Origin of the sequence: Burkholderia sp. BCC1972, from assembly GCF_905339605.1 — a bacterium.
Classification (GTDB): Bacteria; Pseudomonadota; Gammaproteobacteria; order Burkholderiales; family Burkholderiaceae; genus Burkholderia.
The window spans coordinates 140,655-153,725 of record NZ_CAJPGH010000002.1 but is presented as its reverse complement, the minus strand read 5'-3'; the positions used below and the strand labels follow the sequence as shown (position 1 = coordinate 153,725).

Sequence of the window (13,071 nt, the reverse complement as noted above, 5' to 3'; positions counted from 1 at the left end):
GCGCGCACGTCGGCGGTGCGTCAGGCGACGATTACAGGCGCCGCGCGGCGAGATACGCGAGTTGCGCGCGGTTCTGCACGTTGAAGAGTTTCTCGAGCGAACGGATGTGATGGCCGACCTTGTGCAGCGACGTGCGCAGCGCGCTCGCGATCTCCTGGTCGGACAGCCCGTGCACGAGCCGGTCGAGCACCTGTTGCTGCTCGTCGCCGAGCGCGAAGCCACGCATGCGGGCGATGCGCGCCTCGAGGAACGGCAGCGCGACGCGATGCACGGCGAGGCTGACCGACAGCGCGCCGCCGATCACCCGATCGTCGATCCATTCGGTGCCGTGCGTCTCCGACGTCACGTTCACCGCGACGCGCAGGTCGAGACGCGGCGCCGACAGGCTGAAGATCACGCCGCTGTTCATTGCGTGCGCACGCAAATGGCCGGCGAGCGCCAGCACCTTGCGGTCGCCGCTGCCCTGCGCGGCCGCCTCGATCTCGTCGAGCCGCCATGCGACCGGAAAGCCGCTCTGCCGCACCTGCGCGAAACGCGGGTCGCTCTCGTAGAGCATTCCCTCGATGAACGGCTGCATGAACGTCGCCGGCGCGAGGTCGCGCAGCAGATGCGCGCACAGAATGCGCCGCCCGATCATTTCGTAGGCGCCGTAACCGAGCGTGCTGAATCCGATTTGCCGCAATCGCGCATGGCATTGCGCGAAATCGATTTGCGCAAGGTCGGTTTTACCGGATCCGATTTGAATGCCGGTAAAAAAGTCGCGCTCGATTGCCTGATATTCGTTCGAATAAGCGGCAGCGGTCGCTATATCGGCCTGTGAGAACCATTCGACGCGTGGTGCGCCGTCAGCATGTGTCATGAGGAGCCCGCCCCTTTCCCAATATATGAAACTGCGCCCCGTCACGATCTGGTCTTTTCTTTATGATTTTCTGGTAATCAATATATGCGCGCGAACATGAACCTTTCGCCGCAATTAGTATTACGGCATATTACGCATACACAGGCATTTTTGTACAATGCCCCCGCGTTTCGTCAGGGATGACGATCGGCGCATATCAAAACGATGCTCGATCGCACCGCCGCGAATGCCGTTCACGATACGGCCGCCGCCAGGCGATGCGCGTCGATTCCGAGGGATGGCTCATGTCCGATATTGCATTGCATGAAGAAGCGGTCGCCCCAACCTTTGCACGCCCGTCGCGCGGGTCGGGCGCCTGCGCGGATGCGCTGCGGGAGCGCGCCGTGCAGGTCGTCTGGTGCGACGACGTGAAGCGCGGCGACGTCGCGCAGCCGCACGCGCCGAAGCTCGGCGTCGCCGATACGCTCGCGCACGCGCAGAGCACGGCCGAGCGCAACCGGATCGTCACGAGCCTGCTGCATCTGACAGGCTTCTCGACGTTCGCGTACTTCGCGCTCGAATTCGCGCGCGACCGTGTCGAAAGCCTCTACCTGCACGAAGCGTTCACGCCGCCCACCTATCGCGGCGACTATGTGCGCCACAACCACCACGATGTCGATCCGCGCACGCTCGGCGCGCGCGTGTGCAACATGCCGATCGTGTGGGACCTGCAGCAGCTGCGGCGCGATCACCGCGAGCGCGAGGACAGCCCGTACGCGAGCCCCGCCGCGCTCGACGGCTTCCTGCAGACGATGCAGGACGACGGCATGTGCAGCGGCATCATGTATTCGATGGCCGTGCCCGGCACGCGGCTGCATGCGTTCATGAGCTTCACCGCGCCGCGCCGCACGCGCGAATGGATCACGCCGGCGACCATCGAGCAGGCGCTGTCGATCGGGCTGTCGGTGCACAAGTTCGCGTCGCCTCAACTGATCTCGACGTCGCGCGAGCGCGCGGTGAACGGGCTCACGCCGTTCGAACAGGAACTGCTGCTCGGTATTGCCGAAGGCGCATCCGACAAGGAGATCGGCCGGCGCCTCGACACCAGCGCGCACAACGTCGACTATCACCTGCGCAAGTTGCGCAAGCGCTTCGGCGTCGCGAACCGGATCCAGCTCACGTACCTGACGTCGAAGCTCGAGCTGATCTGAGCGCGCCGCAACGGCGTTTCATGAAATCGAACGCGTAAACGCACATGCCGGCCTCGCGGGCCGGCATGTGCGGGTTGCGGCGCGGTGCCGGGTCCGGCGCCGCTTCCTGGCAGACGTCCTGCGTTACTTCAGTAGCGTCATCTGCACGACCTTCACGATCACGAGGCCGACCGCGATCACGAGATAGCCGCGCAGCACGGCCATCCAGATCCGCGTCGCGACCGTCATGTTCTGCGGCTCGAGCGTTTCGAGCGGCGGCATGCGCCACGTATCGCGCAGCGAGCGATCGAGCGCCGGCTCGACCACGCGCTTGTTGCGGCGAATCAGGACCGTCGCGAGATAGCCGGTGATCGCGAGCACGGTGCCGCCCACCAGCACGTCGACGATCGCTTCGCCGCTGATATCCGGATACATCACCGATGCGGTCAGGATGATCGACAACAGCACGAGCACCCAGATCACCGCGCCCGTGAACACGTTGAGCTTCGTCGAGTTGACCCAGGGCCCAAGCACCTGGCGGTCGTTGCACAGCACGAGCAGGAACACGGTCGCGCTCGGCAGCAGCACGCCGGCCAGCGTCTGCACGGCTTCGGTCAGCAGGCCGAGCGGGCTGCCCGGGATCAGCACGAGCGTGGCCGCGGCCGCGACGATGCCGAAATAGACGAGATAGAAGCCCTTCGCGTCGGTCACGCCGCGATGCAGCGAGTGACGGATCTTGAACACGTCGCCGATCGCATAGGCGGTCGACAACGACACGGCCGCCGCACCGATGATGCAGGCATCGAGCAGCGCGACCGCGAACAGCGTCGCGCTCGTGCGGCCTGCATACTTCTCGAGGCCCGCGATGATGCCGCCCGCGTCGGTGAAGTTGCCGGCTTCCGGATGGCCGTTGAACAGCGCGGCGCTGAAGCCGATCATGGCCACCGCACCGACCAGCACGAATGCGATGCCGATCCACAGGTCGGCCTTCTCGTACTTCATGAAGCGCGGGGTGATGCGCTTGTCGATCACGTAGCTCTGCTGGAAGAACAACTGCCACGGCGCCACCGTCGTGCCGACGATCCCAATCACGAGCAGCATCACGTCCGACAGCTTCGCGTGCGCGGGCCAGTTCGGCACGAAGAAATCGCGCGTCATCTGCGCGACGGGCGGGTGGATCGACACGAGCACCGGCACGAGCAGCAGGCTCAGCACGCAAAGCCCGATCGCGAATCGCTCGAAGCGCCTGAAATCGCCGGTACTCACCGCGGCCATCGTCAGCGCGGCGGCCACGCACACGCCGGCTACCTTCGGCAATCCGAAGAAGTCGAGCACGAACGTGATGCCGATGAACTCGGTGACGATGGTCAGCGCATTGAGCAGGAACAGGTCGATCACGCTGAACGCACCCCAGAACTTGCCGAAGCGTTCGAAGATCAGGCGCGCATGACCGACGCCCGTCACCGCGCCGAGGCGCAGCACCATTTCCTGGTTCACGTACAGCACCGGCACGAGCAGCAGCAGCGTCCACAGCAACGTCGTGCCGTAGTTCTGGCCGGCCTGCGTGTAGGTGCCGAATGCGCCGGCGTCGTTGTCGCCGACCATCACGATCAGGCCGGGGCCGATGATCGCGAGCAACGTGCGCAGGCGCGCCCACCACGAGCCGCGCGCACCGGTGTCGTGGCGCTCGATCGTGCCGAGTGCACCGCGGATGTCGCCCAGGTGGGCTTCGTCGAGCACGGCGCTGCGTTCGACGGCGATCGGTGGAGAGACGTTGGATGGCGTGGACATGATGTGTTCCGTACGGCTAAGGGTTATTCGACTCGATAAGCGTGTGACCTTGGAATGCGCACGAGGCAACCGCTCGAAGGCGGATACGCGTGCGCATGCCGAGTCGCGCTCGGCACTTCTTTCAGCGGATCAACGATTTCAGCTGGTTCAGCAGGCGGGAGAACACCCGCGGACGGGCGTCGAGCGTCAGCATCGCGTCGTAGTGGTTGCGCGATTCCGTGACGTGCGGAAGGTTCGACAGCAGAAGGCCGAAGTTCATGGTCTGGCTCCGTGCGGCGACGGCAGGCGTGCCGGCCGCGTGGTGGGTGCGGGGCCAGTCCGGGGCCTGAACGACGAGTCAGGCTAGTCGGCCGGAGTGTCCCTGCGACCCGGGTTCAAAAGGGTCGGTGCATGCAACGGGCATAAGGGACAACTGTCACTGTCGTTCATGGCGGCTCCTGTGCGGTGTTCCGGAAAACACGGTTGACCGCCGTCAGGCCTGCGGGCCGCCATTCGCGAGCATGGAACAAGCATGCGCGAACGCGGCCGCCTGCCGGGCGGCGGTGAAACCGGGCAACGCATGCGAGAACGCATCACGCTAACCGGCGCGAATCAGGGTGCACGTAGGAATTTGCTGCGGAATACCGCTGCGCGCACCGTTTGCCTGGGAGACAAACGGCGGCTTCGATGAGGCACGGACGTCGGTCGCTCAGGCGGAAATTTCGTTCGAAGATCGACTACTGCAGGCGTCCAAGGCGGCGGCCCCAAGAGTGAAGATGGCGGATTCTATGGACGGCCCGAAAGTGAAGTCAACCCCTCCAAACCCCATTTCTCGAAATAAATTTCCCCCTTTCCGCCACTGAAAGATTTGCCCTTGAAACGGCGTACCGGAACCTTTCAGCGCGTCACGGCGCGGTCAGGCACGCGATGCGTGCGAACAACGGCGCGGTACCCCACTGCGCGCGCCTCCCGTCCCTGCCCAGACGCCGTCGCGCCGCGGCGGTCCGTTGCGACGCGCACGCCACAGACGTCATCTTTTGTGCGTTTTTTACTTGCACCGCAGCAAAAGTCGCGACTACAATCCGCCCCAATTCATCAAGGGAGTCCCTCCGTGGACACATGCTCTAGTTGCAGTTCGATGCCGGTCCAGGCCGGCCAAGCCATCGCGAGATAGCAGCCAGACGCATGTCTTTCGCCGCTAGCTCGCATTCGTCGGGTTAGCGCGCTTCCTCCCGGGCCGGTCATCGCCGCCTCGCCAGTCGCACGCTCCGTTACGTTCCACCCTCCGATCGCAGGCCGCATCGTGCGCCCGCGCTCGAACACGTCGTCCGGCGTTTGCCGGACCGGACGGAGGTAGCGTCATGTTCTTTCAATCGTTCGCGCTCAAGCTCAAGCGCATCGTGCACGTCGCGTGCGACCGCTCGTTCGTTTCCGGCCTCTCGCCGCTCGCCCACGCGTTCAGCAACTGGCGCGGCATGGCGCTCACCCACGTGCCGGCGACGCCGCGCCCGCTCGACTGCGTACTGGTCGCCGTGATGGCAGCCGCGGTCGCGCTCGCCGCGCTGCTGTGCGCGGCCGCGTCGCGCCTCGGCTTCGCGCAGGTGTGGCGCGTCGGCGGCTGGCTGCCGTAACCCCATCGCCGCGCGGCGTGATCCACTCGCCCTGGGCCGCCGCGCGATCGTCTCGCCGCGTTTCCCGCATCACGTTTTCGTTTCTTCAGTCTAACTAATCAAATTATCGACGGAGCCCGCATGAAGAACCCTCTCTCTCCTGTCCCGCGCAAGCTTCGCGTCAACGCACTCGCCACGCTGCTGCTGTCGCTCGCCGCCACGCCCGCGTTCGCGCAGGCGTCGTCGCCGGCGGCAACCGGACCGACGGCCGGCACCAGCGACGCCGCCGCGCCCGCACAACAGGCCGCCGATGCTGCCGCGCCCGCCCCCACCGGTTTCTGGGAGCGGTCGAACCTGCTCGGCAACATGGGCGGCCTGCGCGACCTGCTCGGCGATCACGGCGTCACGCTGAGCCTGCAGGAAACCAGCGAGTACCTGTACAACACGTCCGGCGGCACGGGTCGCGGCGGCGCGTACCAGGGGCTCACGCAATTCGGCTTCAACGTCGATACCGGCAAGGCGATCGGCCTGCCGGGCGGCACGTTCAACGTGTCGGCGCTGCAGATCCACGGCACAAGCCTCACGCAGCGCTACCTGCAGACGCTGCAGACCGCGACCGGCATCGAGGCGACCTCGACCACGCGCCTGTGGGAGCTCTGGTACCAGCAGTCGCTGCTCGACGGCAAGGTCGACGTGAAGGTCGGTCAGCAGAGCGTCGACCAGGAATTCATGGTGAGCCAGAACGCGGCGACGTTCATGAACGCGACGTTCGGCTGGCCCGTGCTGCCGTCCACCGACCTGCCGGCCGGCGGCCCCGCCTATCCGCTGTCGTCGCTCGGCGTGCGGCTGCGCGTGAAGCCGGCCGATGCATGGACCGCGATGATCGGCGTGTTCGACGGCAACCCGGCCGGCCGCACCGACGGCGACGCGCAGGTGCTGAACGCACACGGCACCAACTTCAACCTGCGCAGCGGCGCGTTCGTGATCGGCGAAGTGCAGTACGCGCTGAACGCGCCGCCCGCCGATCCGAAGGCACCGCAACCGGCCGGCCTGCCCGGCACGTACAAGCTCGGCTTCTGGTATCAGTCGCAGCACGCGAACGATCCGCGCTACGGCACCGACGGCCTGTCGCTCGCGGATCCGGCGAGCAACGGCACGCCCGCCACGCATCGCGGCAACTTCGGGTTCTATGCGGTCGCGGACCAGATGGTGTGGCGGCCGTCGGCCGACAGCCCGCGCTCGGTCGGCGTGTTCGCGCGCGTGATGGGCTCGCCGGGCGATCGCAATATCGTCGACTTCGCCGCCAACGCGGGCGTGACAGTGAAGGCGCCGTTCGCCGGACGCGACAACGACGTCGCCGGCATCGCGGTCGGCTACGCGAAGATCGGCTCGCATGCGCGCGGCCTCGACGGCGACACCGGCGTGTACACGACGCCCGGCTATCCGGTGCGCCGCGCGGAGACGGTCGTCGAAGCGACCTACCAGTACCAGGTCACGCCATGGTGGCAGTTGCAAGCCGACCTGCAGCACTTCTTCCGCCCGGGCGGCGGCATCCCGAACCCGAACGCGGCCGGTGCACGCATCGGCGACGAGACGGTGGTCGGCGTACGCACGACGATCACGTTCTGACGCGAGCCGCATGAAGACACGGGCCGGACGGCCGCTTGCGCGACAGTCCGGCCCGTGTGCTTGCGCACCGTGCGGGCACATGGCCCGCGCCGCGTATTACTCGCCGTACAGCCCGAGCAGTTTCAGCGTGACGCCGTTGGTCCAGCCGAACCCGTCCTGCAGCGGATATTCGCCGCCTCCGCCGCCACCCGTGCCGGCGCCTTCGACCACGTATTTCTCGACGAGCTTGCCTTCGGTCGCATACACATGCTTCACGTCCGACAGGAAGCGCGTGCCGATCTCCTTCGCGAGCGCCGGCTCGCCATAGCGGCGCAGCCCGTCGATCGCGATCCACTGCAGCGGCGCCCAGCCGTTCGGCGCGTCCCACTGCTGGCCCGTGTTCTCGGTCGTCGTCGCGAGCCCGCCCGGCTGCAGCAACGTCTTGCGCACTTCGCGCGCGGTCGCCTTCGCGCGCTCGGGCCATGCGACGCCCGCGAACAGCGGATACAGCGTGGCCGCCGTCACGCCGTCGCGCGACTTGCGCAACTGCCAGTCATAGTCGCCGTAATAGCCGCGACGATTCCACAGATAGCGGTTGATTGCCGCTGCACGCCGCGCCGCGCGCCCGGAGAAGTCGGTCACGCATGCGATGTCACGGGTGACCGTGCAGCCCTTCACGATCGTCGTCTCGAGATGGAACATCAGGCTGTTCAGGTCGACCGGCACGATCGACGTGGTGCGGATCGTCGCGAGCGTCTTGCCGTCGCCGAACCAGCGCGAGCTGTAGTCCCAGCCGCTTTCGGCGCCCGCGCGCAGGTCGCGGTACACCTCGTTCGCCGGACGGGAAGGCACGGATTTCGCGGTCGTCACGTCCTCGAGATACGACTCGTCGCGCGGCGTGTCGCTCGCATCCCAGTACCGGTTCAGTACCGTGCCGTCGGGCAGCACGACCACGTGGCGCGCGGCCTGCCCGCGCGGCGTCGTGGTTTCGCCCTGCATCCAGTACGCGTGCTCCTTGCGCAGTTCCGGCAGGTATTTCTGGTAGACCTTGTCGCCTTCCGCCTGTGCGGCGAGCGTGACCATGTACGCGAAGAACGGCGGCTGCGAGCGGCTCGCGTAATACGTGCGGTTGCCGTTCGGGATGTGCCCGATCGTATCGATCAGATGTGCGAAGTTGTCGAGCATGTCGTCGACGAGATCCTCGCGTCCCGACACCTGCAGCCCGAGCATCGTGAAATAGGTATCCCAGTAGTAGCCTTCGCGGAAGCGGCCGCCCGGCACGACATACGGTTTCGGCATCGCGATCAGCGAACCGTACTGCGGCACCGTGACGCTCGTGCGCGTGAGCTGCGGCCACAGCCAGTCGATATGCTGGCGCAGCGTCTGGTTCGGCGGCGGCGTCACGCCGCTTTCCGGGGGCGGCGTGAAATGCTGGCCGACGAACGTCTTCAGCGAAAAGCCCGGCTGCGATTTCTGTTGCTGATACAACTGCACGATCGTCGCGGGATCGGTATCGGGCGTCGCGTCGACGAAGGTTTTCTGGTCGGGATAGATCTGGGCGGTCTGCACCGCGACGAACAGGTCGCCGTAGAGCTGGCTCGGCGGTAGCAGCAGCGTGCGCGACGCGGGAGCCGCCGCAGCGGCAGTGGTCGCGACCGTGGACTGGCTGGCCGCCTGCGCAGCGGCCTGGTTCGCGTTGTCGGCCTGCGCGGCGCAGCCCGCGACAGCGAGATAGGCGACGGCCAGCGCGGCAGCCCAGCGCAGACGCGGCGCGGGTGGCGCAACACGTGAAGCGTGATGAACCGGGAAGCGAGAAGCAATCGATGCGGCACGACGTGACGTCATGGCGTGTCCCCTCCTTTCGATGGTGAGTGGATCGGCACGAGGTCTCGTTCGCGCGCGCGTTCGTCTCGATGGCCCTCGATCGATACGCGTCATGTTGTGGTGCGAATGGGTCCGACTGTCGCACAAAACGTGCACATCAAGCAAGTTTCGATTCGCGCGACTCGCGCAGGTAACCGCGTACCGCCCGCCACACGCGTGCTTCGAGCGCCGCCGCATCGGTCTCGCCGCGCGCGCCCGCCGCGTCGACGATCCCTTTCACGATCGCGAGCAGGTCGTGTGCGACGACGCCGGGTGCGGCGACACGCGGCGCATCGCGCTGCCCGAGCGCATGCAGCAGCGTCGCGTGGATGCGGTCTGCGACGCGCGCGGTGCGCGCACCGAGCGGCAGTCGCGCTTCCTCGAAATCGATCAGCCGCGCGAGCACCGGCCGGCGCATCTGGTGCGCGACGGCCCCGCGCACCAGCATGCGCAGCACGTCGTCGCACGACGCCAGCGCGGCTGCCCGGTCGACGTCGTCGAGCAGATGCGCACTCTCGCGCTCGACGAGCGCGGCCGTCAGCGCATCGCGGTTCGGGAAGTATTGATAGAGCGAGCCGATGCTCACACCGGCCAGCGCCGCAACGGCGTTCGTCGTGTATCCGTCGAAGCCGTCGCGCTCCAGAATGCGAGCAGCGGCCTCGACGATCGCGTCGACGGTCGCCACCGAGCGGCGCTGGCGCGGCGCCTTGCGGGGCGAAAGCGGGAAAGGCGAAGGCGATTCGGACATGGAGGGAATGCGCGTTTCCAATATGAGCAAACGCTCATATTCTAGAAACGCCTTTCCACGCCGTCAAAGGGAATCACCATGATCCGGCCAACTTCGATCGTACGCACCGCAACCATGCCGTGAAGATGCGCGTCGGGCCGCTGTTCCCGAACACCCCCTGCTGCAGCGCCAACTACGTCGAGCCGTTCCGGGATCGTTGCGTCGACAACGTCGGGATCCTGTCGTGCGTCGAAAACGCATCACATGCGTCGATCGACGACGAGGCCGCGCGGCCCGCCGGCCGGTTCCGTGTCGCACACCGACACGATCGTTGCGCCATGCGTGCGCAGTCGTTCTTTCCATACGGTTCGCCGGAAAGGACGACTGTTGCAACATGCGGAACAACTGTTGTCACGCGTGACTCAGCGGTCACATTGTGGGCATAATGGCGTCTTTACCGCGCGCCCAGCCCATGTCGCCCGTCTTTCTAGCACCGCTCATCGTTGCCTGTGCGTTGTTCATGGAAAGCGTCGACGCGAACATCATCGTCACCGCACTGCCCGCGATGGCGAGGGACTTCGGGCACAACCCCGTCACACTGAACATAGCGATCACGGCCTACGTGGTCGGCCTCGGCGTGTTCATTCCGATCTGCGGCTGGCTCGCCGACCGCTTCAGCGCACGCTCCGTGTTCCGCACCGCGATCGGCATCTTCGTCGTCGGCTCGCTGATGTGCGCGGCCTCCAACTCCCTCGGCGTGCTCACGTTCGCGCGCTTCATCCAGGGCGTCGGCGGCGCGATGATGGTCCCGGTCGGCCGCATCATCATCTTCCGCGCAGTGCCGCGCTCCGATCTCGTGCGCGCGATGAACTACCTCGCGATTCCCGCGCTGTTCGGGCCCACGGTCGGGCCGCTCGTCGGCGGCTTCATCACGACCTACCTGCACTGGCGGATGATCTTCTTCATCAACGTGCCGATCGGTATCTACGGGATCTATCTCGCGAGCAAGCACATCGCGAACACCCACGAGCCCGATCCCGGCCCGCTCGACTGGTTCGGCTTCCTGCTGTCGGCCAGCGGCGCCGCGCTGCTGCTGATGGGCCTCACGCTGATCGACGGCGCGCTCACGTCGCGCTCGAACGCGCTCCTCATGTGCGCGGCCGGCACCGCGATGCTCGCGCTGTACGTGCCGTACGCGCGCCGCAAGGAGCGGCCGGTGCTCGACCTCAGTTTCCTGAAGATCCCGACATATCACGCGAGCGTCGTCGGCGGGTCGCTGTTCCGCATCGGCCTCGGCGCGGTGCCGTTCCTGCTGCCGCTCGCGCTGCAGGAAGGGCTCGGCATGACCGCGTTCCATTCGGGGCTCATCACGTGCGCGTCCGCGCTCGGCGGCGCGGTGAGCCGCTCGACGGCCACGCATACATTGCGGCGCTTCGGCTTTCGCACGGTGCTGATCTACAACGCGGCCTTCGCGGGCCTCGCGATCGCCGCGTACGGCGTGTTCCATCCCGGCATGGCGACCTGGGCGATCTGGCTGATCGTGCTCGTCGGCGGCATCTTCCCCGCGCTGCAGTTCACGAGCCTGAACTCGATGATCTACGCGGATATTTCACCGCGCGACGCCGGCCGCGCGACGAGCCTCGGCAGCGTCGTGCAGCAGATGTCGCTCGGCCTCGGCGTGACGGTGGCCGGCCTCGTGCTGCACGTGTCGCACTGGCTGCAGGGCCATCAGAAGATGATGTGGTCGGATTTCTGGCCCGCGTTCCTGGTCGTCGGGCTGTGCTCGTTCGCGTCGATTCCGATCACGCGGCGGCTGCCGCCCGGCGCCGGCGACGAAGTCGCGCGCGGCAAGCGGCAATAGCCAGCCGCAGGCTGGCCGGTGCGGCGGAATCGCGTGGTGGGGAAGTAGAAACAGGAAATACAAAAAAATCAGCGGACATCCACTCGGGGCCGGTGCACAGCCGCATGGATGTCCGCTCAGGGCTCCTGAATTCCCGATGGGGGTTGAGAATCCAGGATTCGCTTCCTGCGTGCCATGGACATATGTGCGTCGGAAGCGGAATCGTTGCGCGCACTTTTCGTCGCGCCATGAACTGCACTATAGGGAAACTTGCGAAACCCGTCTGTCAACCATTGTCAGACGCGTTGCAGCGGCGCGGCGCACACGTGCGCCGCTTTCGCGCTAAAGTGGTCCCCGATCGCCACCTTCGACCGCCCTTCCCATGCTTACGCTCTCGCCCGCCGCCGCCCGCGCGCTGCATCTCGCCGCGCAGGGCCTGCTGACGCCGCCCCGCCGCAAGGCGACCAAGGCCGACGTGCTCGACTCGATCCGCCGGATGGCGCAGTTGCAGATCGATACCATCCACGTCGTCGCGCGCAGCCCGTATCTCGTGCTGTTCAGTCGCCTCGGCGATTTCGCGCCGCAGTGGCTCGACGAACATCTCGCCGAGGCACGCCTGTTCGAGTACTGGTCGCACGAAGCGTGTTTCCTGCCGGTCGAGCAGTTCGGGCTGATGCGCTACAAGATGCTCGATCCGTCGGGGATGGGCTGGAAATACGCGGCCGAATGGCACGAGCAGAATCGTCCGGACATCGAACGGCTGCTCGCGCGGATTCGCGACGAGGGCCCGGTGCGGTCGGCCGATTTCACGCGCGAGGATGGCGCAAAGGGCAACGGATGGTGGGATCGCAAGCCGGAGAAACGGCACCTGGAGGTGCTGTTCACGACCGGCGACCTGATGGTGTCGGAACGCCGCAATTTCCAGCGCGTGTACGACGTGCGCGAACGCGTGCTGCCCGACTGGGACGACTCACGCGACCTGCCGCCGCGCGATGCGGTGCTGCCGGCACTGCTCGACTACACGTGCCGCGCACTCGGCGTCGTGCGTGCGGACTGGGTCGCCGACTACTACCGGCTGCCGCGACGCTCGTACCGCGAGGAACTGGAGCGACTCGCGGAAGCCGGCGACCTGATTCCGGTGCAGATCGACGACTGGAAGGAACCCGCGTACGTGCATCGCTCGCTCGAGGCCTGGCTGCCGGCCGCCGAGGCCGACACGTTGCGCTCGACGGTCACGACGCTGCTGTCGCCGTTCGATCCGGTCGTCTGGGACCGGCGCCGCGCATCGACGCTGTTCGGCTTCGACTACACGATCGAGTGCTATACGCCACAGCACAAGCGGCGCTACGGCTATTTCTGCCTGCCCGTGCTGCATCGCGGCCGGCTGGTCGGCCGCGTCGATGCGAAAGCGCATCGCACGCTGGGTACGTTCGAGCTGAAGGCGGTGCATGTCGAGCCGGGTGTGCGCTTCGGCACGGGGCTCGCGGCCGACGTTGCGAAGGCCGTGAAGAAACTCGCGGCATGGCACGGTACGCCCGAGGTGACGGTCGGGCATGCGCCGCCCGAACTGCTGAAGGCGCTGGCCGGCGCGTGACGGCGTCACGCTCACGCACCCGGCCGTCTCG

10 protein-coding genes are annotated in these 13,071 nt (G+C 66.5%); 5 read left to right on the top strand and 5 right to left on the bottom strand.

Annotated elements, in window-relative coordinates; translation table 11 throughout:
* Positions 1–31: 31 nt before the first annotated feature.
* Positions 32–859, bottom strand: coding sequence for a helix-turn-helix transcriptional regulator (locus U5798_RS04205; protein WP_124449637.1), 828 nt, complete (start codon positions 857–859; stop codon positions 32–34).
* A 284-nt stretch (positions 860–1,143) separates the two neighbouring features.
* Between U5798_RS04205 and U5798_RS04200 the strand changes: the two genes are divergently transcribed.
* Entirely contained in the window at positions 1,144–2,049 is a 906-nt protein-coding gene (locus U5798_RS04200) for a helix-turn-helix transcriptional regulator (protein WP_124449635.1), read from the top strand.
* Positions 2,050–2,172: 123 nt separating this feature from the next.
* Here U5798_RS04200 and U5798_RS04195 read toward each other — a convergent pair whose 3' ends face one another.
* Positions 2,173–3,819: an Nramp family divalent metal transporter gene (locus tag U5798_RS04195; RefSeq protein ID WP_322081296.1), complete on the bottom strand. Its 1,647-nt coding sequence runs from the start codon at positions 3,817–3,819 to the stop codon at positions 2,173–2,175.
* Between the two features lie 121 nt (positions 3,820–3,940).
* The gene (locus U5798_RS04190) at positions 3,941–4,078 is read right to left on the bottom strand and encodes a hypothetical protein (RefSeq protein WP_165765561.1); all 138 of its coding nucleotides are present in this window, start codon (positions 4,076–4,078) and stop codon (positions 3,941–3,943) included.
* A 1,081-nt stretch (positions 4,079–5,159) separates the two neighbouring features.
* On the opposite strand from U5798_RS04190, the gene U5798_RS04185 reads away from it, so the two are divergent.
* Entirely contained in the window at positions 5,160–5,429 is a 270-nt protein-coding gene (locus U5798_RS04185) for a hypothetical protein (RefSeq protein WP_124449631.1), read from the top strand.
* A 120-nt stretch (positions 5,430–5,549) separates the two neighbouring features.
* Positions 5,550–7,037 (top strand): carbohydrate porin, encoded by a 1,488-nt coding sequence (locus U5798_RS04180; protein WP_322081295.1) that lies wholly within the window; start codon positions 5,550–5,552, stop codon positions 7,035–7,037.
* A 96-nt stretch (positions 7,038–7,133) separates the two neighbouring features.
* Here U5798_RS04180 and treA read toward each other — a convergent pair whose 3' ends face one another.
* Together treA and U5798_RS04170 are read right to left on the bottom strand one after the other, a co-directional pair.
* A complete protein-coding gene (treA, locus tag U5798_RS04175) occupies positions 7,134–8,861 on the bottom strand; it encodes an alpha,alpha-trehalase TreA (RefSeq protein ID WP_322081294.1) in 1,728 nt (575 codons plus the stop codon).
* Positions 8,862–8,997: 136 nt separating this feature from the next.
* Positions 8,998–9,627 (bottom strand): TetR/AcrR family transcriptional regulator, encoded by a 630-nt coding sequence (locus U5798_RS04170; protein WP_322081293.1) that lies wholly within the window; start codon positions 9,625–9,627, stop codon positions 8,998–9,000.
* 451 nt (positions 9,628–10,078) lie between these two features.
* On the opposite strand from U5798_RS04170, the gene U5798_RS04165 reads away from it, so the two are divergent.
* Both U5798_RS04165 and U5798_RS04160 read left to right on the top strand, forming a co-directional pair.
* Positions 10,079–11,467, top strand: a complete 1,389-nt coding sequence (locus U5798_RS04165; protein WP_124449623.1) for an MFS transporter — start codon at positions 10,079–10,081, stop codon at positions 11,465–11,467.
* 361 nt (positions 11,468–11,828) lie between these two features.
* Positions 11,829–13,040 (top strand): winged helix-turn-helix domain-containing protein, encoded by a 1,212-nt coding sequence (locus U5798_RS04160; protein WP_124449621.1) that lies wholly within the window; start codon positions 11,829–11,831, stop codon positions 13,038–13,040.
* The last annotated feature ends 31 nt before the right edge of the window (positions 13,041–13,071 follow it).

Coding starts and splice junctions, on each gene's coding strand:
- U5798_RS04205 (WP_124449637.1), bottom strand. CDS start 859: ATGACACATGCTGACGGCGCACCACGCGTCGAATGGTTCTCACAGGCC.
- U5798_RS04200 (WP_124449635.1), top strand. CDS start 1,144: ATGTCCGATATTGCATTGCATGAAGAAGCGGTCGCCCCAACCTTTGCA.
- U5798_RS04195 (WP_322081296.1), bottom strand. CDS start 3,819: ATGTCCACGCCATCCAACGTCTCTCCACCGATCGCCGTCGAACGCAGC.
- U5798_RS04190 (WP_165765561.1), bottom strand. CDS start 4,078: ATGAACTTCGGCCTTCTGCTGTCGAACCTTCCGCACGTCACGGAATCG.
- U5798_RS04185 (WP_124449631.1), top strand. CDS start 5,160: ATGTTCTTTCAATCGTTCGCGCTCAAGCTCAAGCGCATCGTGCACGTC.
- U5798_RS04180 (WP_322081295.1), top strand. CDS start 5,550: ATGAAGAACCCTCTCTCTCCTGTCCCGCGCAAGCTTCGCGTCAACGCA.
- treA (WP_322081294.1), bottom strand. CDS start 8,861: ATGACGTCACGTCGTGCCGCATCGATTGCTTCTCGCTTCCCGGTTCAT.
- U5798_RS04170 (WP_322081293.1), bottom strand. CDS start 9,627: ATGTCCGAATCGCCTTCGCCTTTCCCGCTTTCGCCCCGCAAGGCGCCG.
- U5798_RS04165 (WP_124449623.1), top strand. CDS start 10,079: ATGTCGCCCGTCTTTCTAGCACCGCTCATCGTTGCCTGTGCGTTGTTC.
- U5798_RS04160 (WP_124449621.1), top strand. CDS start 11,829: ATGCTTACGCTCTCGCCCGCCGCCGCCCGCGCGCTGCATCTCGCCGCG.